The sequence below is a fragment of the Pacificispira spongiicola genome, from assembly GCF_012926505.1.
Taxonomy (GTDB): Bacteria; Pseudomonadota; Alphaproteobacteria; order UBA8366; family Aestuariispiraceae; genus Pacificispira; species Pacificispira spongiicola.
On the sequence record NZ_JABBNT010000006.1, the window covers coordinates 13,273 to 38,742 of the forward strand.

Genomic DNA, 25,470 nt, shown 5'->3' on the forward strand with positions numbered 1-25,470 from the left:
CTTGGTCCTTCACTGGACGGGAAGTTGACGAAGTCGCATCCTTCAGGGGCTGCTATCAAAACCGCGGGCAGATCAGACCGGTAGCTGGAGCATCTTTCGCAAGCTCTTGTCGAAACCGGATTCGGGGACAAAGCGGCGCAGCATGCTGACCTTGCGTGCAAGTTTTCCCGCCGGATATCGGAGCTTCGGTTCCGGGTCCGTCGCGGCCTTTAGAATAGTTTCGGCCACGATCTCGGGCGTGTCGCCTTTCTTTATCGCTTCCCTTACCACCGCCGTCATACTCGCGCGTGCGGTGCCATAGGCATCAAGCAATCGATCAGCTTTGACGAGATGTTCTTCGAAAGCGGTGCGGGTATAGGTCGGCTCAACCACGGTGACACGAATACCGAGCGACCGCAGTTCGTGATCCAGCGATTGCGAATAGCCTTCCACGGCATGTTTGGTCCCCGCGTAGAGCGCGAAGTAAGGGGCCGGGATGAATCCATGCGCCGAGCTTAGATTGATTATCCGACCCTTGCCTTGACGGCGCATGATCGGGAGCACCGCATTGGTCATGCGGATCACACCGAATACGTTCACATTGAACAGAGCCTGAGCCTGCGCCAACGAGGATTCTTCGGCGCCGCCGAACAGACCGACGCCGGCATTGTTGACCAACAGGTCGATGTGCCCGGCTTTGGCGAGGACATCGTCGACCGCTCGTGTCACAGACGTATCGTCGGCCACATCGCAGATCAGCATGGTAACCCCCTCGGGTCCCGTCGCGGCGGCGCGACGGCTGGTCCCGAAGACACGATAACCGGCGGCTTGCAGAGCCTCGGCTGTAGCGTATCCAATGCCGGAAGAGGCGCCCGTCACCAGGGCGGCGCCGCGATTTGATGTGTTCATGATGTCCAGGTCCTTCTTTTGTAGGTGCGTGACTCCGAATGTGGCGTTCGTCCGGCCGTCACAGGTTTGAGTGAATTAAACATTTTGGAGATCCGGGGCCGGGGTCAGACACATTGCCGACGGCCCTGTCTGTTCGATCAGCCACGAAAATGGGCTGCTGGCGGAACGGCCTCTGCGAAAAGACTGTTCGCCACTGTGAGGCATTGAACCATTTCGCGAGGTTCGGATTGAGGCGAGCTAATGCGGTTCGGATGACAGGCGGAGACGAGTAAAAAATCAAAGAGCGATACGCGCCAGACTCAGGCATGACGCTCGCCAACTGCTGCGGCATCCTGATCGTCTGACCAACGACGGAACAGCGCACTGGCATTGACGCCACCGAAACCGAAACCGTTGACGATCGCGTAGTCTGTCGCCAAAGGCCGCGCCCGGTTCGCGACGAAATCGATTCCTGTTCCGGCCGGGTCGGGTGTGTCCAGATTCAGAGTAGGCGGAGCAATCTGGTCCTGGAGCGCCGATATCGCGAAGATCGCCGCGAGTCCGCCGGCGGCGCCGAGTAGATGTCCCGTCGCAGACTTTGTTGCGCTTACGGCAATCGAAGAATCGGTGCCGAAAACCGTTTGTATCGCTCTGATTTCCCCCAGATCCCCAACGGATGTCGACGTCGCATGGGCATTCAGATGGCCAATTTCACGCGGGGAAATTCCTGACTGATAAATCGCGATTTCCATTGCACGACGTGCTCCTGCTCCATCCTCAGGGCCGGAGGTGACGTGATATGCGTCGGCCGTCGTGCCGTAGCCAACTAGTTCCGCTAGTGGTTTGGCACCGCGCGAGAGTGCGTGTTTCAGTTCTTCAATAACCAGAACACCGGCGCCTTCACCCATTACGAAGCCGTCCCGGGACATATCGAAGGGGCGGGAGGCTGAGGTCGGAGTCTCGTTGAAGTTTGTGGAAAGGGATCGTGCCGCGGAAAAGCCGCCAAGACTCACGACGTTCATGCAAGCTTCCGTGCCGCCGCATACAGCAACGTCCGCTTCACCAGTCCGGATAATACGCGCAGCATCACCGATCGCCTGAATGCCGGCAGCGCAGGCCGTTACCGGTGCACCTATTGCGCCTTTGAATCCATGGCGAATTGAAATGTGACCAGCTGCGAGGTTAACCAAGAAGGATGGTATGGTGAATGGCGAAAGACGGCGTGCTCCGCGTCGGTCGACGGTACGCACTGCTTCAGTTATCGCCGGGAAGCCGCCAACTCCAGAAGCAATGATTGTCGCCGTTAGTACGCGTTCCCTTTCCGACGCAGGGGCCCAGCCCGCTTGAGCCAATGCCTCCTGCGCGGCAGCGAGGCCGAAGAGAATGAAACGATCGACCTTACGTTGGTCTTTTGGTGAAAGGACGGTGTCGGGATCGAAACCGACATCTGGATCGTCCGCCAGCGACGGAACCACGCCACCAATCTTCGAGGGCAGGTCTCCAACCATTTCGTCCGGAAGTCTGCGGATGCCGGAACGACCATCCAGGAGGCGCGACCAGGTCGCTTCGACATTTGACGCAAGCGGCGTAACCGCGCCCATGCCAGTGACTACAATCCGTCGCATTTACTCTCCTATCACGTTTGATATGCCGTCAGTGCGTTTCGCGCTGTACGGTCGGCTTCTGTGCTGCATTGCGTCTCACGATCCTGGCAGGTCGTCCTGGGCAGCGGGCGGCGTTCCCGATTTTTCAAACAGGAATATCTTGTGTATCTGGGCTGCGTTTGCGGTGAGGATGTTCTTGGCCAGACCGGTATCATTGACGGCGCGAGACAGTGTCATTGCACCGATCATCATTGAAAGAATCGCCATGGCCGTGTCCCTAGGCTTTTCATCGCCGGTCTCGGCAATCAAATTCTCGAGGATGTCGAGGTGAACGTTGATTCCGGATTCGAACGAGGCCTTTACGTCACTGCCCTGTCGCGCCGCATCCGCTCCTAAAGCGACCATCGGACAGCCGTTCATTTTTTCCCCGAGATGCTCGGGGCTGAGGTAAAATTCGACGATCGCGCTGATCACGCCGATGGGGTCGTCGGGATTTTCGGTTATGGCGCGCGACCATCGGTTAACGGCGTCTTCCAATGCCCGTTTTGACGCCTGAGCCGCCAGGTCCTCTTTCGATTGAAACTGCTTGTAAAAAGCGCCTTGGGTCATTCCGGCGCCGGCCATCAGATCCTTGATCCCAATTCCGTCAAATCCGCGCTCCCGAAACAGGCGGCTTGCGACGTCAATGACGTTTTGTCGGTTTTCCGCAGCTTGATCGCGACTCACCCGCATCGTTATCTTCCTTTTAGATTGCGAACGTAATCTATTTAACTTATATAGAGGTCGAACGCAATCTATTTTGGTGTGAGGCATCGGAAATGAAGAAGAGACGCTTACTCCTGTTGGGGGGTGCCCTCATGGCAGCCTTGGGGGCAATCCCGGTTGTCGTCCTCTCCATTCCGCAACAAGAAGCGTCTGCCGTGAGCGATCCAAGGCAGGACCCGCCAATCGTCCGGCTGACCACGGGTATCCGGGTTACGGGCGCGGAACGCAGTTTCACGGGCGTTATCGGGGCCAGGGTTCAGAGCGGTCTCGGTTTTCGGGTGTCCGGGAAAATCATGGAACGGTTTGTCGATGCCGGTCAGGGGGTTGAAGCCGGGCAATTGCTGATGCGCCTGGACGAAACGGACCTGCAACTGGCGCTGACGGCGAAGCGGAATGCCGTTGCGGTGGCGCGGGCGGCACTGGTCCCGGCGAGGGCGGACGAAAAGCGTTACGCGGCTCTTCTCAAGAATGGACTGGCTGCGAGCCAGCAGCGCTACGAGCAGGCGAAGGCGGCGTTGGATATCGCCCAAGCGCAGGTCGCGGCCGCCGAGGCAGAGGCACGGGTTGCCGAGAACCAGGCGACGTATTCCCTGCTGCTGGCGGATATGGACGGGACGGTGATCGAAACCCTCGCGGAGCCGGGCCAAGTGGTTGCGGCCGGTCAAACGGTAATTCGTCTGGCCCAAGCCGGACCACGCGAGGCCGTGGTCGCGCTCCCCGAAACGATCCGACCGACGATCGGCTCCGGCGCAGAAGCCAGCCTGTACGGTTCCGACCAGCATCGCTACAAGGCCCATCTTCGGCAATTATCGGATTCCGCCGATCCTCAAACGCGCACCTATGAAGCCCGCTATGTGCTCGACGGAGAGGCTGCCGAGGCGCCGCTCGGCGCGACCGTAACCATTCACCTTGAAAGCCGAGACGATGCGTCGGAATACCAAGTGCCTCTGGGGGCGTTGCTCGACGATGGGGAGAAAACGGGCGTTTGGGTTTTTGACGATACCACGTCGACCGTGAGTTTTCGACCGGTCGGGTTGGTTCGGATCACGGACGAAACCGCCGTGGTTACCGGTCTGGTTCCCAGCGACACGATCGTTGCTCTCGGCGCCCATCTTTTGCAGGACGGTGCGCAGGTCAGGGCGGAATCCGAAAGCGGTGGGGCTAAGTGATGACTCTGAACCTTTCCGCGCTCGCCGTTCGCGAACGGTCGGCTACCCTGTTCTTCATCCTCCTGCTCGTCGCCGCCGGCGCCTATGCCTTTGTCATGCTCGGGCGGGCGGAAGACCCCAGCTTCACCATCAAGACGCTGACGGTGACTACGGCTTGGCCGGGCGCGACGGCGCGCGAAATGCAGGATCTCGTCGCCGAACCGTTGGAAAAGCGGATTCAGGAACTGACTTGGTACGATCGGGTCGAGACGACGACCAGACCAGGTTATGCGTATATGACGGTTACGCTGAAGGACAGCACGCCGCCATCCGCCGTGCAGGAAGAGTTTTATCAGGCCCGCAAGAAGCTGGGGGACGAAGCCCGCAACCTACCGTCGGGCGTTCTCGGCCCCTTTGTGAATGATGAATATTCGGATGTCAGTTTCGCCCTCTATGCGCTCAAAGCGAAGGGCATGCCGATGCGCGAACTGGTCCGGCAGGCCGAAACGATCCGCCAGGACCTCCTGCACGTTCCCGGCGTCAAGAAAATCAACATTCTCGGTGAACGGCCCGAACAGATATTCGTGGAGTTCTCCTATGTCAAGCTCGCAACTCTCGGCGTGTCGGCACAGGATATCCTCGCCGCTTTGCAACGGCAGAACACCGTCACCCCGGCCGGCTCAATCGACACGCGCGGGCCGAGGGTCTTCATCAGGGTCGACGGTGCGTATGACGGTGTTCAGACGATCGCCGACACGCCGATCGTCGCCCGGGGACGGACCTTGAAGCTGTCCGATATCGCGACGGTACGCCGGGGATATGAGGATCCTCCGACATTCCTCATCCGAAACCAGGGCGAACCCGCCATCGAACTTGCAGCCGTCATGCAGGAAGGGTGGGACGGTCTCGCGCTCGGCAAGGCGCTGGAAGAACGGACGTCGGCCATAGCCCGAACGCTGCCGCTCGGGATGACGCTCGACAAGGTGACCGACCAAGCCGTCAACATCACGCATGCGGTCGACGAATTCATGATGAAATTCGCGATGGCGCTCGGCGTGGTGCTGCTGGTGAGTTTGCTCAGTCTCGGTTGGCGCGTCGGCATTGTTGTGGCGGCGGCCGTTCCGCTGACGCTTGCCGTCGTGTTCCTCATCATGCTGGAGACTGGCCGGTTCTTCGATCGGATTACGCTCGGCGCCCTTATTCTCGCGCTCGGTCTTCTCGTGGACGACGCCATCATCGCCATCGAGATCATGGTGGTGAAAATGGAAGAAGGCATGGACCGCATCAAGGCGGCGGCCTATGCTTGGAGCCACACGGCGGCGCCGATGCTGTCGGGCACGCTGGTGACGGTCGCCGGCTTCCTGCCCGTAGGCTTCGCAGCCTCGACGGCCGGCGAATACGCCGGCAACATCTTCTGGGTCGTGGGCTTCGCTCTGATCGTTTCCTGGGTCGTCGCGGTGATCTTCACGCCCTATCTCGGCGTCAAGATGCTGCCCGATATCAAGCCGATCGAGGGCGGCCACCATGCGATTTACGACACGCCCAATTATCGGCGCCTGCGAGGACTCATCACACTCGCCGTGCGTCACAAGTTCCTGACCTGCGCCGTCGTCGGTGCCGCCTTCATGTTCGGCGCCCTCGGTATGGGGAGCGTAAAACAGCAGTTCTTCCCGACATCCGATCGCCCCGAGGTTTTGGTCGAGGTTCGGCTGCCGGAAGGCGCCGGCATCGAGACAACGATCGCTGCGGTCGAGAAAATCGAGCAGTGGCTTGACAAACAGCCGGAGACCGAAATCGTCACCAGCTATGTCGGTCGGGGCGCACCGAGATTCTTCATGGCTCTGTCGCCGGAATTACCGGATCCCGCGTTTGCCAAAATTGTGGTGCTGACACCCGACGCGGAAGCGCGGGAAGCCTTGAAACACAAGCTTCGTGAAGTGGTGACCGAGGGACTCGCTCCCGAAGCTTACGTGCGCGTCACGCAATTCGTCTTCGGCCCGCCGTCGGTCTTTCCCGTTGAATTCCGGATCATGGGACCCGATCCTACGCAACTCTACAGCATTTCCCAACGGGCGCTCGACATCATGCGGAGCGTCCCGGATGTGCGGGAGGCGAATCGCGATTGGGGAAACCGTGCGCCCGTGCTGCGCTTCGTTCCCGATCAGGATCGGCTGAACCTCATCGGCCTTTCGCCGGCCGAGGTCGGCCAGCAGCTCCAATTCCTCCTAACCGGTATTCCCGTCACCCAGGTTCGCGAGGACATCCGCAACGTCGCTGTTGTGGCGCGTAGCGCCGGCGATGAGCGGCTGGATCCCGCGCGTCTGGCGGATTTTTCGCTGATGACCCGCGACGGCCGCTCGATTCCACTCGACCAGATCGGTCATTCCGAAATTCGCCTTGAAGAGCCGATCCTGAAACGCCGCGATCGAACACCAGTTATCACGGTCCGCTCGGATATCAACGAAGAGACACAGCCGCCGGAGGTTTCGAAGGAGGTCATGCAAGCTCTTCAGCCGCTGATCGAATCCCTCCCGCCAGGATATCGCATTGAGATGGGGGGCTCGATCGAGGAATCCGCCAAGGCCAATGCCGCGCTGGCGACGATCTTCCCGATCATGATCGCCGCCACGCTGATCATTATCATGCTTCAGGTGCGGTCCTTCTCGATGATGGCTATGGTCATGTTGACGGCGCCGCTTGGCCTCGTCGGCGTCGTTCCGGCGTTGCTCGCCTTCAACCAGCCCTTCGGATTCAATGCCATCCTGGGGTTGATCGGACTGGCCGGCATCCTGATGCGCAACACGCTGATCCTGACCGAGCAGATCAAGGAGAACCGTGCGGCCGGCCTCGACGATTACCACGCCGTCATCGAGGCGACGGTGCAACGCACGAGGCCGGTGATTCTGACCGCGCTTGCCGCCGTTCTGGCCTTCATCCCCCTAACACATTCCGTCTTCTGGGGATCGATGGCCTATACTCTGATCGGCGGCACGGCGGCCGGCACGGTGTTGATCCTGCTATTCCTTCCGGCGCTCTATGCCGCATGGTTCCGGATTAGGCCGGTTGAGAGTGTCACGGGCACGCGGTCCATGGGAGACTCAGGGGCGATCGTGCCGACGGCTGCGGAGTAAACCGGAATGGCGGTCATTTTCGGAAAACCGGTTTGACCGCGGTGTAGGGTGTCATCTTCTAGGCATGCCTTTCGGTCGCAGGAAGCGCTTTTGGGCGGCGATGCGGAACGGGGCGTTCGGCGCGCCATAGCCGCCATAAGCGCCCCGGCGTTCGATGACTTCGAAAAACATGCCGTTGGCGAAGGGTGGGGAATAGAGTTGGAAGAACTCGCCCCCCTCGTCCCGGTCGTACAGGATATTGGCCAGACGCATTCGGTCCAGCAGGGCCGTGTCGATGTCGAACCGCGCGGCCAGATCGTCGTAATAGTTGGTGGAAATCGGTAGCGGTTGGAACTGGCGTTCCTGCAATCGCTCGGCCGTTTCGAAAATGTCCGATGTGCTCATCGCGATATGCTGGACGGACGCGCCGAAACTGTCTGCCAGGAACTCTCCCGCCAGGGTGCGGTGCGTGTCCGCGCCGTTCAGGGTGATACGCAGTGTGTTGCCTTCCGCCTCGATCGCCTGACTGCGGACCAGCCCGTCGGGATCTATGACGTCCAGCATCGTCGCCTTCTTCATCCGGAACAGCGCCGTATAGAACAGCGACCAGCTCAACATATCCTGATAGGACATGGTCTGGGCGATGTGATCGACCGCGATCAGGCCCGCATCGGGGGCGGTGGTGGCGTCCTCGACCGGTTTGAAATCCACCTGCCACAGATCGGCAAGGCCAGAACTGTCGTCGATGAAATGCAGCAGGCTGCCGCCCAGACCGCGAATGGCCGGAATGTCGAGTTCACCCGGGCCCGCCGGTTGATGAAACGGTGTCGAACCCAAACGGGTCGCTCGCTCAATCGTCGCGCCCGCGTCGGACACGGCGATACCAATATCGCAAACCGTCGTGCCGTGCATGGCGTAGGCGCTGGCGGCGTATCCTTCCGTCTCGCGGTTTACCAGGATATGCACATCGCCCTGCTTCCACAGGGTCACTTGTTTCGACACATGGTGACGCGCGCGGTGGAAGCCCAGCGTTTCCAGAAGACGCTCCAGCGCCTCCGCTTCCTTGCCCCGGCTGCAAAATTCCAGAAACGCGGTGCCGGCAACGCTGATCGGTGCGGGCAGGGGCGGCATGTCGACGGCCAGGTCCGGTGATTGGCGTTGGACCGTGTCCATCAGGAAGATCAGCGACCGATAACCGTCCTCAGCGATCAGTTTCGTATTCCCGCCTCGGAACTGGTCGTTGAATATTTCCAGACTGATCGGCCCGGTATAGCCGGTGGACATGACGGCGGTCATGAAATCGGTGACCGGCAGGTCGCCTTCACCGGGCATGTTGCGGAAATGTCGGGACCAGTACAGTAGATCCATGTCGATCAACGGCGCGTCCGCCAGTTGGACGAAAAATATTTTGTCCCCCGGAATGGCGCGGATCGTGTCGGAATCGATCTTTCGGGCCAGGGAATGGAAGCTGTCCAGGATCAGGCCGACATTCGGATGATCCGCCCGGCGCACGATTTCCCAGGCGTCGCGGTGGTCGTTGACATGGCGACCCCAGGCCAGGGCCTCATACCCGATACGCAACCCGCGCGCCTTTGCACGCTCCCCCAATTCCGCCAGATCGTCGGCGGCGCGGTCGATCCCGCCCAGAGCCAAGGGCGACACGTTGGAGCAAATCAGGATCAGATCCGTCCCCAGGGCCTGCATCAGGTCGAATTTCCGTTCCGCCCGGTCGAAGGCTTTGGCCCGTTGCGGGGCGGGCATGCCTTCGAAATCGCGGAAGGGCTGGAACAGCAGGATGTCCAACCCGCAATCCCGAACCATGCGACCGACCTCCTTAGGGCCGGCGTCATGGGCGATGAAGTCCTGTTCGAAAATCTCCAACCCGTCATAGCCCGCCTCCTGGATCGCGGTGAGCTTCTCCTCAAAATTCCCGGAGATAGAAACAGTTGCGATGGAGGTTTTCATGGCGTCAGTATCCCAATAGGCGCGGCAGGAAAGTGACAATGTCCGGAACGAAGGTGAGGATCAGCAGGACCACGACTTCCACCACGAAGAACGGCATGATCGCGCGGGACAATCGGGCCATGCCGACGCCCGCTATTCCTTCCGCCACGAACAGGCACAGGCCCATCGGCGGGGTGATCAGGCCGATCATCAGGTTGAAGATCACGATGATGCCGAAATGAACCGGATCGACGCCCATCGACACCGCGATCGGGTGCAGGATCGGCACCAGGACCAGCATCGCCGCGATCCCTTCGAGGAACAGGCCGACGAACAGGAATAGGATGATGACCGCGAAGAGGAAGGCGGTCTTGCTGTCCACCGATCCGATGACCCAGTCAGTCAGCATGTTCGGCACGCGGTTATAGGTCAAAAGCCAGTTGCCCGCCGCGACGACCGAAATGATGATCAGGATGACCGCGCTGTCGCGCATCGCTTCCGAAAAGATTCGGGGCAGGGCCGCCGGTTTGATCTTGCGATAGACGAACAGGCCGACAATCAGGGCATAGGCGACGGCGAAGCTCGCGGCCTCCGTCGGGGTGACGACGCCCAGCAGGATCGACCCGACGACGAAGACCGGCATCAGCAAGGGCAGCAAGCCGCCCAACAGGGCCGCGCGCCGGTTCGGTCCGGACAATTCGGGCGCGTCGGAAATCTGACCCGGCGAAATCGAAAAGGCGACATAGACCGACAGGAACCCGGCCAGTAGCAGGCCCGGCACGATCCCGGCCAGGAACAAGGCGGGCACCGAAACGCCGGAGACGATCAGAGCATAGATGATGACCGGGATCGACGGCGGAATGATGGGCCCGATGACGGAAGATGCGGCGGTCAGCGCGGCGGCATAGGCGCGGCTGTAACCATGGCGTTCCATTTCCGGGATAAAGACCCGGCCAAGGGCGGAGGTATCCGCGACGGCGGACCCGGACAGGCCCGCGAAGATAACGGAGGCCCAGATGTTCACCTGGGCGAGACCGCCGCGCATGCCGCCGACCAGGGCGTTGGCGAAGGCGATGATGCGCCGCGTGATGCCGCTTTCGTTCATCAACTCCCCCGCCAGAACGAACAGCGGGATGGCGAGAAGGGGATAGGAATTCATCCCCTTGAACATTTCCGATGCGACGATGCGGATGTGATAGGGCAGGTCGCCCATCGCCATGAAATACAGAAGGGCGGCCATGATCGCGACCGCGATGGGAACACCGAAGACCAGCCCGGCGACGAGGATGATGTATACCATTACCGGAATTCCCGAAGCCGGGAAATAAGTCGCAAGACGGCGGCGATGGCCAGGATCGCCCCGCCGACGGCGATGGCGTATTGATAGGTGCCCATCTGACCCAGCGCGACGAACCCGTCGATACCGGTCGCGGCGGCCAGGTCCTTTGCGGTGCCGATCAGGCCGGAGGCTTCAATCTCCCCACGGCGGGTCGCGAACACGATCCCGGCCCGGGTCAAAAGGACGCCGACGACGGCGGTGATCACATCGCTGGCGGCGAACAGGATCAAACGCTGACGATTGGTCAGAAAGTCGGTCAAAACGGTGAAGCGGATATGCCGGTCCTGCAGGTAGGCATAGCCCAGGCCGAACATCACCCCGTAAATCGTAAGATAGATCGGCAGTTCTTCGCCCCATTCCAGTGATTTGCCGATGGTGTACCGGCGCAGGGAATTGACGAAGATGATGCCGAAGACGAGAGCCATGGAAATCCCGGATCCCCAGGCGAACAAGGTTCGGAATGCTTTTTGTATCGCGGCCATTCCCGAGGACTCTCCTTACGGCGAAAAGAAAGCGCGGGCGGCCGGGTGATCCGGTCCGCCCGCGCGGTAGTCCTTACTGGGCGGCGTTCGCCAGCGCCGCGTCCAGCTTTTCAATCCAAACGGCTTCGTCGCCGAGCTCACCGGCAAGCCAGGTCTTCACCGCCGGTTGGGCTTTCTCGCGAAACTGTGCCAGTTCGTCGGCCGTCGGGGAATAGACCTGCATGCCTTCGGCCTGGACGTTGTTCACGCCGGACGCCGTGTTCCACTGCTGAATGGACCGGCCCATCATGCCCGCGACCTTCGCGGCCTTGGCGACAACGCCCTGCGTCGCCGGGTCCAGCGACTGGAACCATTCGTCATTTACGACCAGGAAGTCGGCGGCATAGACGTGGCCGTCCAGGGTCATGAACTTTTGCAGCTTATGCAGGCCGTTGTTGTAGATCACGCCGACCGGGTTTTCCTGACCGTCGACCACGCCGGTGGACAGCGCGTTCGGCAGTTCCGTCCAGGCGATCGGGGTCGGCTCGCCGCCCAGGCCCTTGACCATTTCAACATAGAGCGGGATCGGCTGGACCCGGAACTTCAGGCCCGCCATATCCGCCGGCGTCCGGATTTCGCGCTGATTGTTGGTGAAGTTGCGGAAGCCGGTTTCCCCGTAAGCGAGGGTCCGCAGCCCGGTCTGCTCCAGGCAATGCTGCGCCAGTTCCTGACCGAACGGGCCGTCGAGCACTTCCCAGGCAACCGGCGCCGACGGGAAGGTGTAAGGAATGTCCAGAACCGATGCCGCCTTGCAAATCTTCGACATCGCGCCGGACACCATGACGATCTGGGTCAGGCCTTCCTGTGCCTGCTGAACCAGTTCGCCCTCGTTGCCGAGCGCGCCGGCGGGGAAGAGCTCGACTTTAAGGTCGCTTTCGCCTTCCACGATATTCTTGAAGATATGCGCGGCGGCGCCCTTTTTGGAATTTTGCCAATCGTCGGGATCGACATGGGCGAAACGCACGGTCTGCGCGGCAGCCGGGGCGGCTAAAAGTCCCATGGCGAGCGCGCCCGCCGTCAGGATGGTGGTAAAGTTGAAAGTCATCGAGTTCCTCCCTCATTTTCTGATTTGCCGGTCTTGTGACCGACGGTTTACCCGGCTTCTATATGCCGAGAGATTCGAAAACCCTTTTCATGCGCGCCGCGTCGGGCGCTATTCCCGTGAACAGTTCAAACGCACGCACGGCCTGATAAACGGCCATGCCGGAGCCCGGCAGAACGCGGCAACCAGCGGCACGGGCATCTGCCAGCAGCTGCGTTTCCAACGGAAAATAGACGATGTCGGATACCCACATGTCGGGGCGTAAAAGGTCTTTCGGGAACGGCGATCCCGGCAATTTCGCCATACCGACCGGGGTGGCGTTGACCAAACCGTCGACGTTCAGCGACGAAAGGTCCGCGCCGTCGGTGCCGGATACGCGGTCGGCGCCGTACCGATCCGCTAGGGCCGAAACCAGATCGGTGCGCCTTGTGTCGTTGGTGTCGTTAATCCAAAGCGATTTCACACCCAGATCGAACAGGGCGTTCGCGACGGCGACCCCGGCCCCGCCAGCGCCCAGCAACAGGACACGGTCCAGGGCGACATCGGCCATTCCGGTGCGGAACCCTTCAGCATAACCCCATAGGTCCGTGTTATGCCCGTACCGTTTGCCGTCGCGGAACACCACGGTGTTGACCGCGCCGACCTTGCGCGCGTTGTCGGACAGCGACTGCAGATGGTCGATGATCTCGATCTTGAACGGGAAGGTAATGTTCAGACCGGCGAAGCCTTCGGCTTCCGTGCGGTCCAGGACATCGGCCAGGGACAGGTTCGCCATGTCCGGCTTGTCCATGTCGAACAGACGATAGGCATAGCGCAGGCCGTTGGCCGCGCCTTCGGCTTCATGCATGGCGGGGCTACGCGACTGCCCGATGCCCCGGCCAATCAGCCCGGTCAGCACCGTATCGGCACAAACGTCCGTCGTGTTCGCGTGTTGAAGCATTGCCTATCCCACCCTCTAACGGGGCTTACGTCGTTTCCTGGCAGCAAATTGTACCAGGCGGTTAAATAGGTCAAGGGGAATTGTACTGATCGGTTAAATCGTTACACTGCGCATCAAACGGGAGGATGCTAATGCCGAGAACAGGCACGCTGGAAAGTAAGAAAAACGCGCGGCGCAGCAGCTGGAAACAAAACCCGCAGGCGGTTCAGGAAAATATCCTGCGCGTGGCGCAGGAAGTGTTTTCCCGCAATGGCTTGTCCGGGGCGCGGGTGGACGAAATCGTCTCGCTGACCGAAACGTCTAAGCGCATGATCTACTACTATTTCGGGGACAAGGAAGGCCTGTACCGCCGCACCCTGGAGGAGGCGTATCGCAAGGTGCGGCAGCAGGAAGTCGAGCTCGACCTCGATCATTTGGCCCCTCTGCCGGCGCTGGAAAAGCTCGTGCGCTTCACCTTCCGGCATCATCGCGAAAGCCCCGATTTCATTCGTCTGGTGATGATTGAAAACATCCATCACGGCACATATCTCGCCCAGTCCGACACGATCCGTGAGTTGAACCGAGGAGCCATCTCCCAGTTGGAACGAATCCTGGCACGCGGAAAGGCCGAGGGCGTATTCCGGCCGGATGCGGATCCCTTGACCGTGCATTGGCAAATCAGCGCCATGAGTTTCTTCAACGTCTCCAACCGCGCAACCTTCTCCCTTATTTTTGGGGATGCATTGAACAGCACCGCCGGTCAGGACGGTTTGGAAACCTGGGTCGCGGACTCCGTTCGGCGCATGGTCGTTCCCTCGAATCCGATCTCCTGACAATCGGCTCTAGAGAAAAGCCGATTGTCGCACGCATTCCTCGGGCGGGGGCTAAATGTTCGGAATCGTTTCAACCGGGATCGTCGGCCGGCGTTGCGTCAAGACGGTGGAAACAGTCTTCGACCCCGATTAGGCCGTACGTGTTTCTGAGGCTCTTAATCTGAAGGTCAGAGGTTCAAATCCTCTCCCCGCAACCAATTTTATCGACGGCTTAGCCTCACACGCGCTAGGTCTTTTTTATTGTCGGGCTACCACGGGGCTACTTGGAGCCATCTAATTTACTCGAAACTTGGTGGGGGTCGATCCGCTCGCGGCGCACGTAGATGGGGCTGCGCTCGATGAGCAGGCGAACCGTTGTTTTGACGGAGCTGCGAGAGCAGCCGGCGCGCTCCGCGAGTTGATCATGGTTGAGGTAGGTCGCCTTGCGTTTCGCCTTCAGGCATTCGCGCAGGAGTTCGATCAGGACTCGGGACTGCGTGTCGGTCAGGTCCCGGATCGCCCAGATCCCGGATTCAATACACCAACGGCGAGCGTTCGCACTTAGGCGACGGCGTTCGGCCGCGTCGCTGTAGAGGTTGCGTAGCGGTTTGATTGCCGATTTCGCAGTGAGCTGGGGCTTTGGGCTTCTGATCGCTGACGAAAAGAGAGCCGGGGCCTTGCAGGGCTTTCGGCTCTTTTTTTGTCCGGATTTTATTCGCGTCCTAAGCGTATATCCGCAATCCCCACTTGTTAGGGGGGCGCCGCCACCCGTGGGACCATAGAATCGATCCCACAGAGAATCAGTAAAAGGTAGTGGTGGGCGGTACAACCCGTTCAAGCTGAAACCGAAATAGCTGATTCGCTTCTAACAGACCCTGGGCCGGAACGGCTCTTGGTGTCAAGTAGAAGTGGGATCAGAGTCGGTGAGACGCTACAAGGGGAAATCCGAAGTCCTCGCGGTTGCTCCGGAGATACTAAGCCAGCTTGGTGCTGGGCGTACCGTTGTCGACATCCACGCCGAACTGTTCGAGCGCGGCATAATAACAATTTCCTGGAGACAGTTTTACAGACAGGTGGCGCGCCTCCAGCGTGACGCCCGGCCTGTCCGCGTGAATGCGTCTCCTACACGTCTCCACGCTGCTTCCAATCCCCAACACTCCCGTCAATCCACGCCCCCGCCGCAGCAACCGGCGGACGGGGCGCCTTTTGCCATTCGACGTCCGGATTTCGATCCGGCGAAGAAGGCGAAGATCTAGAAGGAACCCTCCATGGCACTCGTAAACATGACCCTTCAGGGCAAAGGCGGCGTCGGCAAATCCTACGTCGCCGCCAATCTGGCGCAGTTCTATCTGCGCCAGGGCAGGGCGCCGCTCTGCGTCGATACCGATCCGGTGAACAAGACCTTCGCCGGCTACAAGGCCTTCGGCGTCGAGAGCCTGCGCCTGGGCGAGACGGCGGACGAGGTGAACCCGCGCAACTTCGACGCCCTGATCGAACTGATCGCGACGGCGCCGGAGGATGCGGTGGTCGTCGTGGACAACGGCGCTTCGACATTCCTGCCACTCGTCGCCTACATGGTCGAGAACGACGTGCCGGCCTTCCTGAAGGCCGAGGGGCATACGATCCGGCTGCATTCCGTCGTCACCGGCGGCCAGGCGCTTGAAGATACCGTGCTCGGCCTCGAACATATCCTTTCGTACTTCCCCGATGCCGAGATCGTGGTCTGGCTGAACGAGTTCTTCGGTCGCATCGAGAAGGGCGGCAAGACCTTCGAAAAATTCCAGCTCTACAAGGAATGCGCCGATCGCCTGACCGCGCTCGTGCGGTTGCCTCAGCTCCGCAAGGAGACCTTCGGCGCCGACATTGAGGCGATGCTCAAATCCCGGCTTACCTATGACGAGGCGGTCTCCAACCCGGATTTCGGGCTGATGGCGCGCCAGCGCCTCAAGTCGGTGTCCCGGGCCGTCTTCTCCGAAATGGAAAGGGCGCTGCTGTGAGCGGGACGGCACCGCATATGCCAATGAGCCTTGCGGATCTGCGCACGCGGATCTGGGAGGTTCACGGCGTGACAGTTGGCGAGGACGATCCGGTGATGGTGCTGCACACCATCCATTCCGCTTTCCTCGACGACTACCAGGCGATGCTCGACCGGCATCACGAGGCGATGCGATCAAGCGTCGGCGAGATCATCCGGGAACTCTCGGCGACCCTCTCCGAGACGGTCGAGACGTTCCAGTCCGAGACCTTGACTGAGAGCTTGCGGGACAAGATCGCGCAGATCTCGGAACAGGCGCGTATTGCCGATCAGGCGAAGGCCGGTATGCGCCGGATCGTCTGGGCGGTCGGCGCGCTGTCGCTCGTCACCTGCGGTGCCGCCGCGCTTTCCCTCTTCTTCTTCCTGCAATTGGTCAAATAGGAGTTTTCACAATGACGTTCTCATCTTCGGCGTCTCAACTACGTCGTGTCGTACTATCAGGAGCGGTATCCACGCTCGCTTCTGCCGGTTGTTCCACCATTGCGCGAGCGCAGAGCTCGGAATGGGTTAAGCCGGCGACGGATTTGTTTGGGGATCTGGAAATCGGTCTTGTCGATATCGGCGCGGTGATCGTCGGGATCGGCATCATCGCCAACGGCATCTATGCGACCGCGACCGGTAAGCTCCAGTTCGAGCAACTGGCCTTCCGGATCATCGGCGGGTTGATGATCGTCGCCGGTCCCTCGGCGATCCGCGCGCTGCTGGGGTGATCCATGAAAGCCTCGGCAGCCGTTTTGACATCGTTTCAGAAGCCGCTCACCGTCTTCGGCATGCCCTTCAAGATGGGGGCAATGGCCTTTGGGGCGCCTGTCCCTGTGTTGGCGGTTAGCGTGCTGATGCACAAGGTGGTGTACGGCTACATATCCTGGCTCGGTCTAACGGCGCTTGCGCTCCTGTGGGTTTGGAAACGCAATCGGGAGGACTACCACTTCGAAACGCTCACGCTTTTACCCGTTCAATTTTGGAAGGGGAAGGACCGCCGGCCACTGTTGGCCGGTGGCGTCCCGACAAAGAAGAGACGGGGGCGGAAGCGATGATCTGGCAGGAGATCGCGACAACCGCCCTTTTGGCGGTCGGTGCCGGCGCTTTATCAACGCGCGTCGGCCGCAATCTGGTTCTTGGTTCGGTCGAGCATGACTGGCTCGCCGACGAGTTGGAACTCGATCGCATCGAGCCCGACGGTGTGACGGTGCGCCTCAAGTCCGGATACTTGTTCAGAGCCTTCCGGATCACCGGCGTTAGTTACGATGCGCAGACGCTAGAACAGCAAGACGTGCTGATGGCGGGTCGCAACGCGATGCTGCACCAGTTGGGACAACTCGGCCTGTCGGTCCGGATCTTCGGGGTTAAACGACAGAGAAATATTGCCTTCGAGTCCGATTGGCCCTCCGAGACCCTGGCGGAGATCGGCGAGGCGGAGCGGCGTCATTATCGGGAAAGCTACTTCATCGATTGGTTCCTCGTCATCGGGTCGAAGGAATATCGCAAGCTCCTGGAAGGGAGCAGCAAGGTTCCGATCGGGCTCGGTGTCTATCGGCCGCAGCCGGTCGAACGAGCTGAACGCGACAACGCGCCGTGCCCTCTTACCGGCTTCGTCAATTTCCTGGTCTGCGGCGACTTGCGCCGCGACCTCCCGTCGATCTCCGAAAGCCTCTCCGGGTCGCTGCCGGCATCCGATTTCGATCCGGACAAGAGCACAGGACGAATTTCGACGGCGGTCCCGACCCAGAAATTCCACAAAGTCCTATCGGTGCGCGGTTGGCCCGAGGCGGTGAGCGGCAGGATCGTCGGGGCAATTCTGGCGATCCCCGGCGATATCGAGATTTCGCAAATCGGCCGCCCGGCGTCGCCTGTTCGCGAACTGGGGTTTATGGGCCGCAAGAAGCGGGAATTGGATCTCGGCCTGATCGGCAATCCGTCCGCTTCTGCGGAATTTGGGGCGGCGATCGAACTTGTGAACAACGGCGAGGCCAATGTTTGGAACACTCAGTTCCAGGTGATCGCTCGCGCGAACACGCCGGAAGACCTTGACGCCCTGGTGCACGAGATTGCGAGCGTCTTCGGCCGGTACCGCGTCGTCTACTCCCTGGAGACGAAGGGGGCGCCGGTCGTCTGGTTCAACCGCATTCCCGGCAACGATCATCTGCTGCGGCCGTTGCGGCTGCTCGACAGCCCGATCGCGGCGATTTGGCCCTTCCACTATGCGGCCATCGGCCTTGAGAAGAGCCCCTACGGCGATCGGCCGGTGCGGCTGTTCCAGACCGCCTCCGGCCAGGCCTATGCCTTTCAGTTCCATGTCGCGGAGAAGCGCCGCTCGATCGGGAACTATCTGGTCTTCGCGCCAAGCGGCGGGGGCAAGTCCACTCTGATCATGCATCTGCTGGGCGGGCTCGCCAAGTTCGCTGATGTGCGGTCTTACGTCTTCGACAGCAAGGAAGGCGCGCGGTTCATGATCGAGGCCTTCGGCGGTGTCTATCAGTCCTACGATACCTTGGCGCTGAACCCGCTCGATGTCGGGGCGGATTCGGTCGCGAACCGGAAGCGGATCTATCTCGCCCTCAAATCCCTGATCGGCGAGGAGAGTACCGACGACGAGGACGAGGCGGACCTGGCCCATGCCGTCCAGCTCGCCTTCAAACTGGCCCCGCCGGAACGCACGCTTGATGCGATCTATGAATTCGCCTTTCGCAAGCGGTCGAGCTTGCGTCGGTCCATGTCCAAATGGGTGACGGACGGGAAGGGGAATGCGGGTCTGAACGCGCATATTTTCAATGCGCCCCGGGACAGTCTGAGCGGCTTCCTCGGTCAGTCCTTCCTGGTCGGCATCAACATGAACGAAGCATTGCGCGATCCGGTCCTGGGACCGCCGATCGTCACGCATGTTGCCTCCGCCATCGAAATGGCCGCGCATAACCAGTTGGGCGATGTCGGCGGCTTCAATGTCTTCATTGACGAGGCCGCGAACCTGATGCGCAACGAGGGATTCAAGACCCTCGTCGCGGAATGGTATCGCGAGATCCGCAAGCTGAACGGCGCGATCGGCGTTGCCTTCCAGGACCCTACCGCTTTGTTCGAAAGCGGTGTGGCCGATGCCGTGGTCGAGAATACCGCGACCACGATCTTCTCCCCAAACCCGAAGGCCAACCTGACGGCGCTGCAACGCTTCAATCTGAACAGCGAGCAGATCGGTTTCATCCTGACACCGCCGGCGCCGGGGCAACGCCGCGTGCTCGTCGTCAAACAGGACGCCGCTGCCGGGTTCGAGGAAAGCGCGATCGTCGATGTCGATCTAGGCACGCTCGGCGACGTGACGCGGTTTTACGATTCCGGACCGTCCTCGGTCCAACGTCTCAACGATCTCAAGGAAAAGTGGGGTGAAGCATGGGCGCGCTACCTGTGACGCCGTCAGATAATTCCGTTCGCCCGCATGCGACCGCATGGGATTGGTTGAACAGCGGCGCGCTGACGGAGGCGCCGCCGGATATCTTCGCCTTCGCGCTCATGGCGGCCGATACCCTGGCACCGTTGGCGCTCGACTATTACGCGGATCTCAGCAGCAATCTTGCCGCGACGAAGCGGGAGTGTGCGCTAGCGACGGCGGAGGCCATGCGCGCCTGGCCGGATCGGAACCTTCCGGACACGCGGCCCGGGGAAACGCGCGGCCTGTCATCCGTCGCCGGGTTGACGACAGTGGAGGATCTGCGGGCGCCTGGCTCTATCCTGCATCGCGCGACCCCGGAGATGCCGGTCTACATCCTCATGCCCGAATGGGACGAGGAGAGCCGCAATTGGCTCTCCGCCTTCGAAGCGGCCGCCGTTCATTTTTGGGCCTTCCATGCGGAACGACAGGGTATCGATCCTCTCAAATGCCGGTCGGCTGCGACGATGGTGCAAGCGCTGATGCGCTACGGCCACAAGTCGGCGGTTCCGCCGGCGATCCTGACCGCGACGGAAGCCGTGTTCGGGAAGGGCGGTGCGGCGTGAGGCGGTTCCTGAAATACGGCTCCGTGGCGGCTCTGCTAACCGTCTCGATCCCGGCCGGGGCCGAGTATCCGGTGATCGACGCCTCGGCCTTGGAAAAGGCAACTCAGCAGCTCAGCGAAATGAAGAAGCAGTTGGAAGAGCTGCAAGCGTTCAACGACAAGCTTCAGGCGCAGATCAACGCGATCGGCGAGGCGGGGCAAATCGCGGTGCCGATCTTCAACATGGCAAAGGTCGGCTCCCAGCTGCGCCAAGACGCGCAATGCCTGGTCCCCGATTTGTCCAAACTGATGCCGTCCCTCAGTTTTGAGGACGTGAATTTCGGGTCGATCTGCGAGGCGGCATCGGCCTACCGGCAAACGCTTTGGGTCGATCCTGAAACGAAGCGTGGCTTGCGGTACAGCGAACGGCAAAAGCTTCGCAAGGAGCTTGAGCAACGCCGCGAAAACATCCTGGTCGATATCACGTCGAAGGCGCTCGCGCAGGGCGATATCGCGGCCGACACGGCGCTTCAGCTGAACGAGGCGGCGGACGAACACGAGCGCAACGTCAAGGCCACGCGGCAGTCCAACGAGAGACTAAACCTCATCCCGCAAGGGCAGGTGATGATCGCTCGCGGCCTGGCGCAACAGAATCAGATCCTCGCGACAATGCTCAAGCTCCAGGCGGCCTTCATCATGAAGGCCGGTGTCCCGGTCGATAGCATCATCGCCGTGGAAGAGGAGGAGTGAGCCGATGGCGTCAGTCGTCCCACTTCCAAAGGCCGGTCTTCTTCATGCTGTTACGTTTTTTGAGCGCCAGGGCCTCGTCACGCGCGACGTTCTGCGGCTCACGCCAATCCGGCAGATCATTGCAGTCGTTGGTAAACAGCCGCGCCATTCGTGCGACCGACGCGCAGTCGAGCATTGTGTGGATGTTGTTGAACGACATGCCTCGTCCATCGCGGGCGTATTGATACATCCGGTAAGCGTTGTTCCACATTTCATATGCCAAGAACAGGTCGTGGAGCTTCGGCAGATCCTCTCCGTGGTCGTAGTTGTCGAGCAACTGCTGGGCGGCCGCCGGATCACTCTTTCTCAATGCTTCCCATTCGTCATAGCGCTCTGCGGGGTCGAGCGGTGCAAAAGCGCGCTCCAGACCATCGCGGTCTCTGACCGTGTTCCAGAACTCTTGCGTCGCTTTGAAATCAAAAAAATCCGTCCGTTGGATGGTCGCAGCCTGCGCCGTGCCGACAGAGCCCATCCCAAGGAAGAGGAATAGAATAATGGCAGCACCCGGCAGCAGTGGAAGTTCCGTCGGTCTCCTCGTCCCGATCGTAACGAAATACGTCGAACTGGCGAATTCCTTCACCCAAGACCTCAGCGAAGCGCTGATCGCGCCGATGCTGTTGCTCTTCACGGCAATCGTCGGTGTGTGGGTCGTCATCAAGGGCATCAAGCTCTCCATCGGTAAAGAAAACCCGCTGGCAATCGCGCAGGAATTTATCTTCGTGATTGTAGCATCCGTGCTCCTCGGAGGCCAGGGTCCAGGGCTAGTAAATATGATTTATCAAGCCTCTCTGAAGATGATGGGGGCGGCGGCAAGCGTCGCGCTGCTCGTCGGTCAAACCAATGGCGATTCAATCGAAGCGGGTGGAAGTCTCGGGGCGGGCATGGAGGCGCTCGTAACGGCCGCCGAGCATGGTTTATTGCAAATCATCTACATGGCCTGGGATGTCGCCGGGGAATGGTCGATCACCAATCCGCTGATGATCCTGGCCGCTCTTTTGCTCCTGCTGCCCTACTGCATCGTTCTCGTGGTGTATTTCAGCCATGTGGTGATCGCGATCTTCCGGATCATGATGCTGTCGGCGCTGTCGCCCTACATGATGCTCGGTTTCGGCTTCGGCTGGGGCCGCGAGATGGCGGTCAAAGGCATCAAGACGGTGATCTCGTCCTTCATGGTGCTGTTCGGCGCGACGGCCGCTCTTGCCGTCATGCTCTACGGCGTCACCGCCCTCAATGTCGGGGCCGAAGGCGCCGATGTGGGCGATTGGGCCTCGATCTCCAATCCCGACTTCATCCTTGCCGTGGCGCTCGGATGGATGGGGACGGCCTTCATGACCGAGGCAACCGGGATCGCGAACTCGATCACGGAATCCGCTCTCACCAATACCGGTGCCGGCATCATCACCGCCGGGGCCTCGGCCTCGGCGCTTGCCGCCGGGAAAGCCATTAAGAGTGCGCCGGCATCGCAAGCCGCAATGGGTGCGGCAAGCGGCGCTGCCGGGGCCGTAGGGTCCAACGCCGCGTTCTTCGCCGGAAAGGCGCTCGGCGCAACGCCTGCGGGCGCGGTCGCGCTTCGGGCGGCGGAGATCGCGCAGTCCTACCGCGACAAATTGAAGAGCGGCTTCAACAATCTGAAAGGAGAATGACCATGCACCGGCTTTTGAGAATTGCCGTGGTTGCTCTGTCCCTGGTGGCCATCGCGGGCTGCCAAGCCACCACCAAAACCGAGATGCCGACAAACGATCAGGACGGGGCCGACCGGATGCGGGTCTCGCCCTGCGCCTGCGCGCCGATCGACTATGACGGGGCTGGGTTCAAATGGCTGAGCTAACCTTTTCCGGTCGTCGTCCCGGCCTGTTCCGGCGCCGTCGCCGGTCGGCGGAAGAACCGCCTCGACATGAAGCCGTGCGCCGGGCCGATCCATACAGTTTTGAGGTCGCGCATCGCCGCCTTGCCTGGATGTTGCGGATCTCCGCCGGGACAAATGTGGTGCTGGGCCTCGGGCTCTGCACGGCATTGACGGCGCTCTCGCATCTCTTCCCGTTGAAGACGACGGAAATCGCCCTGGTGCGGAACGATTCCGTCTCGAACCAGTTAATCCGGATCGAGCCGATTTCCGAGGATGTCGATGGATTCGCGCTGCTGATGGAACAGAAGGCGCGGTGGTACGTGCGCGCCCTTCTGGAGATCGATGCCGTGACGCAGACCGAACGGCTGCGCCAGGCCTTCGTCATGACGGACGACAAATTCTATGAAGCGTTCAAGAAAGAGCGGATCGACAGCGGCGCGATCCAGGACGCGATCAACAGCGGCCTCACGCGGTCGATCACGGTGGAAAGCGTCGATCTGATTGAGAGCTACGACGACAACAAAAGAAAATACGCCGTGGATCTCGTTCAAACCGACACGCGCCGGGGCGACGTCGTAGAGACGAAGAAGATCCGCGCCTACCTCGCCATGACAACCCGACCGCACACCGTGCGCGAAGCGGATCGCTTCGAAAACCCGCTCGGAATCACGGTCCTCGATCTCTCCCTCAAAGAAAGGGCAAATTCATGAAGCGCGATCTTCTCGCTGCTGCGTTCCTTCTGTCGTGCCTGCCGGTTGGCCCGGCCCTGGCGCAAACGCCGTTCACGCCGCCGCCGGCCTCGGACCTGCCGCCCATGCCGGTTTCCGATGATGTGGTCCGTCAGGCCGAGCAACAGGCCGAAGGCCAATTCGGCGCGATGCGCCGGGCGCGGATCGGCGGTCAGATTCAAGAGGCATGGAGCCGAAGCGAGGAGGGTAGCGCCGTCTTCGAATACAAGGCCTGTGCGCGCTGCACCTACAAGGTTCGGCTCCGCGAACAGATGGTCACTGTCCTGGAACTGCCGGATGGCGAGATGTTCAAGGCGGCCGATCTCGGAGACAGTGCGGCGTTCAAGGTGGAAGCCCGCTCGTCTCGACTGATCGCGGTGAAGCCGCTGACGATGGGGATGGATACCAACCTCGTCGTCTACGGTACGTCGGGCGCGGTCTATCCCTTCTATCTGCGGGCCGAGGCCTTCAACTCGGAGAATATCACCGACTTCGTCGTTCGTTTGGTCGGCGGTATCGAGAAGGACGGCCCGGATATTGTCGGGCCTGCGGCATCGCTGACGCAAGCCGGGTCGATTGCCACGACGGCGGGCGCGTCGGACCTCGCGGACGCCGTACAGGGTCTAAAGCAGACCGATCCCGGGACGGTTCCCGGCGATTACGTCCAGGAGGCCAAGTTCGATCCGGACAAGCTGCGCGGCTGGGGCGAGTACGAGCTGTGGGGCGACGAAGAGCTGAAGCCCGAGACGGTCTTCCGGGACGACTATTTCACCTATATCCGCTTCGGCTCGAAGTGGAAGGATGTCGAACTGCCGACCGCCTATGTCACGGTCGATGGCATCGACGAACTGGTGAACACCCGCATCGAGGGCGCCACCTACATCATCGAGAGCACGCAGCGGCTCATCACACTGAAATCCGGCACCAAGTTCATGTGCGTCCGGTATCCGGAAGGGCTTTCGTGATGCTGTGCGAAGCGGCCCTTGCCCTCGGATTGACCCTGGGCGGTATGTGCAGCGGTGAACCGCCTGCGGCGGGCACTGTGCCGATGCCGGAGAACGATGCCGGCTTGTGGGGGTTCACCGATCCGCCGCCGCCCGAACCGCCGCCACCGCCGCCCGCGCCAGCGCCGGCACCGAACTTCCCGCCGATCGTCATCCGCGAGGCAGCGCCGCCTCCGGCGCCACCGCCGCCGCCCGCTCCGGCGCCGGTCGTGGTCGAGGCGCCCGCGCCCAATCCGTATCGATTGGCGTTGATGACCGCCCTGTCTCGCCGCGAGGGTTCCGACGCGGACCTGGTGCGGATCTCCGCGCCGACTGTCTCCGCCGGACCTGGAGCGCTTCGAGCCGACCCCCTGGCGTCGATCTCGCCGCCGGCAACGCCGAAGCCGGAGGAGCAATATCAGGCCGAACACCGGACCTCGACGGGGCCGGTAGACAATTCCCGGAAGATCGCGGTCGATCGATACATCACCGGGAACCTCGAAATGGGTATCAACAGCCAGTTGGATTCAGACGAGGGCGGCGAAGTCGTCGTTCAAACGACACGCGATGTATTCGGTTATCACGGCCGGAATATCCTGATCCCCAAGGGTTCTCGGCTGATCTGCCGCTTCAAGGGACCCGACGAGATCGGCAAAACCCGGATCGCGCTTAACTGTTTTCGCATTCTGATCGCCGGGCACCGGGCGGAACTTTTCGAAATCAACTCACGGATCGGCGACGTGCAAGGTCATGGCGGCATAACCGGCGAAGTCGATACCCGGTTCTGGGAGAAATACGGGACGGCCTTCATCCTGACCGGCATTTCGGGCGCGGTGCGACTGGCAAGCGCCGCGACCGCGACGGCCGACGACGGCAACGCGATTTCCAGTATCGCGGATGCCGGCGGGCAGGAGTTGAGCCAGAAACTCGGGGAAATCACCGCCTCGATCCTGGAACAGACGGTCGATCTCAAACCCATCGTGACGGTCTCTCAGGGAACGCGGGTGACCATTCGTCCGCAATTCGATTGGTATCTCAAGAAAGTGGAAGGGTGAG

The 25,470-nt window shown here is 61.0% G+C and carries 24 protein-coding genes; 15 read left to right on the top strand and 9 right to left on the bottom strand.

What is annotated here, in order from left to right:
- Window positions 1-72: 72 nt before the first annotated feature.
- The 3 genes from HH303_RS18420 to HH303_RS18430 form a co-directional block, all read right to left on the bottom strand.
- On the bottom strand, window positions 73-888 hold the full coding sequence (locus tag HH303_RS18420) for an oxidoreductase (protein WP_169626871.1): 816 nt from the start codon (window positions 886-888) through the stop codon (window positions 73-75).
- Between the two features lie 299 nt (window positions 889-1,187).
- Window positions 1,188-2,492, bottom strand: a complete 1,305-nt coding sequence (fabF, locus tag HH303_RS18425; RefSeq protein ID WP_169626872.1) for a beta-ketoacyl-ACP synthase II — start codon at window positions 2,490-2,492, stop codon at window positions 1,188-1,190.
- 75 nt (window positions 2,493-2,567) lie between these two features.
- The gene (locus HH303_RS18430; RefSeq protein WP_169626873.1) at window positions 2,568-3,203 is read right to left on the bottom strand and encodes a TetR/AcrR family transcriptional regulator; all 636 of its coding nucleotides are present in this window, start codon (window positions 3,201-3,203) and stop codon (window positions 2,568-2,570) included.
- Window positions 3,204-3,328: 125 nt separating this feature from the next.
- Here HH303_RS18430 and HH303_RS18435 point away from each other — a divergent pair, with 125 nt between their 5' ends.
- Window positions 3,329-4,405: an efflux RND transporter periplasmic adaptor subunit gene (locus tag HH303_RS18435; RefSeq protein ID WP_227421938.1), complete on the top strand. Its 1,077-nt coding sequence runs from the start codon at window positions 3,329-3,331 to the stop codon at window positions 4,403-4,405.
- Complete coding sequence (locus HH303_RS18440; protein ID WP_169626875.1) at window positions 4,405-7,515, top strand: efflux RND transporter permease subunit; 3,111 nt, start codon at window positions 4,405-4,407, stop codon at window positions 7,513-7,515. Before HH303_RS18435 ends, HH303_RS18440 begins: the two co-directional genes overlap by 1 nt.
- 51 nt (window positions 7,516-7,566) lie before the next feature.
- Here HH303_RS18440 and HH303_RS18445 read toward each other — a convergent pair whose 3' ends face one another.
- From HH303_RS18445 to HH303_RS18465, 5 genes are all read right to left on the bottom strand, one after another.
- Window positions 7,567-9,459, bottom strand: a complete 1,893-nt coding sequence (locus HH303_RS18445) for a bifunctional sugar phosphate isomerase/epimerase/4-hydroxyphenylpyruvate dioxygenase family protein (RefSeq protein WP_169626876.1) — start codon at window positions 9,457-9,459, stop codon at window positions 7,567-7,569.
- A 4-nt stretch (window positions 9,460-9,463) separates the two neighbouring features.
- The gene (locus tag HH303_RS18450; RefSeq protein ID WP_169626877.1) at window positions 9,464-10,738 is read right to left on the bottom strand and encodes a TRAP transporter large permease; all 1,275 of its coding nucleotides are present in this window, start codon (window positions 10,736-10,738) and stop codon (window positions 9,464-9,466) included.
- Complete coding sequence (locus HH303_RS18455) at window positions 10,738-11,259, bottom strand: TRAP transporter small permease (protein WP_169626878.1); 522 nt, start codon at window positions 11,257-11,259, stop codon at window positions 10,738-10,740. The genes HH303_RS18450 and HH303_RS18455 overlap by 1 nt, the downstream gene beginning before the upstream one ends.
- Window positions 11,260-11,332: 73 nt before the next feature.
- Window positions 11,333-12,343: a DctP family TRAP transporter solute-binding subunit gene (locus HH303_RS18460; RefSeq protein WP_169626879.1), complete on the bottom strand. Its 1,011-nt coding sequence runs from the start codon at window positions 12,341-12,343 to the stop codon at window positions 11,333-11,335.
- Window positions 12,344-12,401: 58 nt separating this feature from the next.
- Window positions 12,402-13,280, bottom strand: coding sequence for a shikimate dehydrogenase (locus tag HH303_RS18465; RefSeq protein WP_169626880.1), 879 nt, complete (start codon window positions 13,278-13,280; stop codon window positions 12,402-12,404).
- A 131-nt stretch (window positions 13,281-13,411) separates the two neighbouring features.
- Between HH303_RS18465 and HH303_RS18470 the strand changes: the two genes are divergently transcribed.
- From HH303_RS18470 to HH303_RS18500, 8 genes are all read left to right on the top strand, one after another.
- Window positions 13,412-14,092, top strand: a complete 681-nt coding sequence (locus tag HH303_RS18470; protein WP_169626881.1) for a TetR family transcriptional regulator — start codon at window positions 13,412-13,414, stop codon at window positions 14,090-14,092.
- A 902-nt stretch (window positions 14,093-14,994) separates the two neighbouring features.
- Window positions 14,995-15,327, top strand: coding sequence for a TraK family protein (locus tag HH303_RS20365; RefSeq protein ID WP_406611459.1), 333 nt, complete (start codon window positions 14,995-14,997; stop codon window positions 15,325-15,327).
- A 12-nt stretch (window positions 15,328-15,339) separates the two neighbouring features.
- Window positions 15,340-16,068: a nucleotide-binding protein gene (locus HH303_RS18475; protein WP_169626882.1), complete on the top strand. Its 729-nt coding sequence runs from the start codon at window positions 15,340-15,342 to the stop codon at window positions 16,066-16,068.
- On the top strand, window positions 16,065-16,487 hold the full coding sequence (locus HH303_RS18480) for a hypothetical protein (protein ID WP_169626883.1): 423 nt from the start codon (window positions 16,065-16,067) through the stop codon (window positions 16,485-16,487). The genes HH303_RS18475 and HH303_RS18480 overlap by 4 nt, the downstream gene beginning before the upstream one ends.
- A gap of 143 nt (window positions 16,488-16,630) precedes the next feature.
- Complete coding sequence (locus tag HH303_RS18485) at window positions 16,631-16,816, top strand: hypothetical protein (RefSeq protein ID WP_169626884.1); 186 nt, start codon at window positions 16,631-16,633, stop codon at window positions 16,814-16,816.
- Between the two features lie 323 nt (window positions 16,817-17,139).
- Entirely contained in the window at window positions 17,140-19,506 is a 2,367-nt protein-coding gene (locus HH303_RS18490; protein ID WP_169626885.1) for a VirB4 family type IV secretion system protein, read from the top strand.
- A complete protein-coding gene (locus HH303_RS18495; protein ID WP_169626886.1) occupies window positions 19,488-20,090 on the top strand; it encodes a hypothetical protein in 603 nt (200 codons plus the stop codon). Before HH303_RS18490 ends, HH303_RS18495 begins: the two co-directional genes overlap by 19 nt.
- Window positions 20,087-20,818 (top strand): hypothetical protein, encoded by a 732-nt coding sequence (locus tag HH303_RS18500; RefSeq protein ID WP_169626887.1) that lies wholly within the window; start codon window positions 20,087-20,089, stop codon window positions 20,816-20,818. Before HH303_RS18495 ends, HH303_RS18500 begins: the two co-directional genes overlap by 4 nt.
- Before the next feature lie 10 nt (window positions 20,819-20,828).
- Here the strand turns inward: HH303_RS18500 and HH303_RS18505 are convergent, their stop codons facing one another.
- Window positions 20,829-21,512 carry a hypothetical protein gene (locus HH303_RS18505; protein WP_169626888.1) on the bottom strand — a complete coding sequence of 228 codons (684 nt, stop codon included), beginning with the start codon at window positions 21,510-21,512 and terminating at the stop codon, window positions 20,829-20,831.
- Here HH303_RS18505 and HH303_RS18510 point away from each other — a divergent pair.
- From HH303_RS18510 to HH303_RS18530, 5 genes are read left to right on the top strand one after another with little or no spacing between them, the layout of a single operon-like run.
- Window positions 21,469-22,500, top strand: coding sequence for a type IV secretion system protein (locus tag HH303_RS18510; RefSeq protein ID WP_169626889.1), 1,032 nt, complete (start codon window positions 21,469-21,471; stop codon window positions 22,498-22,500). The two genes, HH303_RS18505 and HH303_RS18510, sit on opposite strands and share 44 nt — an antisense overlap.
- 2 nt (window positions 22,501-22,502) lie before the next feature.
- The gene (locus tag HH303_RS18515; RefSeq protein ID WP_169626890.1) at window positions 22,503-22,685 is read left to right on the top strand and encodes a hypothetical protein; all 183 of its coding nucleotides are present in this window, start codon (window positions 22,503-22,505) and stop codon (window positions 22,683-22,685) included.
- Complete coding sequence (locus tag HH303_RS18520; protein ID WP_169626891.1) at window positions 22,673-23,413, top strand: VirB8/TrbF family protein; 741 nt, start codon at window positions 22,673-22,675, stop codon at window positions 23,411-23,413. Before HH303_RS18515 ends, HH303_RS18520 begins: the two co-directional genes overlap by 13 nt.
- Complete coding sequence (locus HH303_RS18525) at window positions 23,410-24,396, top strand: TrbG/VirB9 family P-type conjugative transfer protein (RefSeq protein ID WP_169626892.1); 987 nt, start codon at window positions 23,410-23,412, stop codon at window positions 24,394-24,396. The genes HH303_RS18520 and HH303_RS18525 overlap by 4 nt, the downstream gene beginning before the upstream one ends.
- Entirely contained in the window at window positions 24,396-25,469 is a 1,074-nt protein-coding gene (locus tag HH303_RS18530) for a TrbI/VirB10 family protein (RefSeq protein ID WP_169626893.1), read from the top strand. The genes HH303_RS18525 and HH303_RS18530 overlap by 1 nt, the downstream gene beginning before the upstream one ends.
- The last annotated feature ends 1 nt before the right edge of the window (window position 25,470 follow it).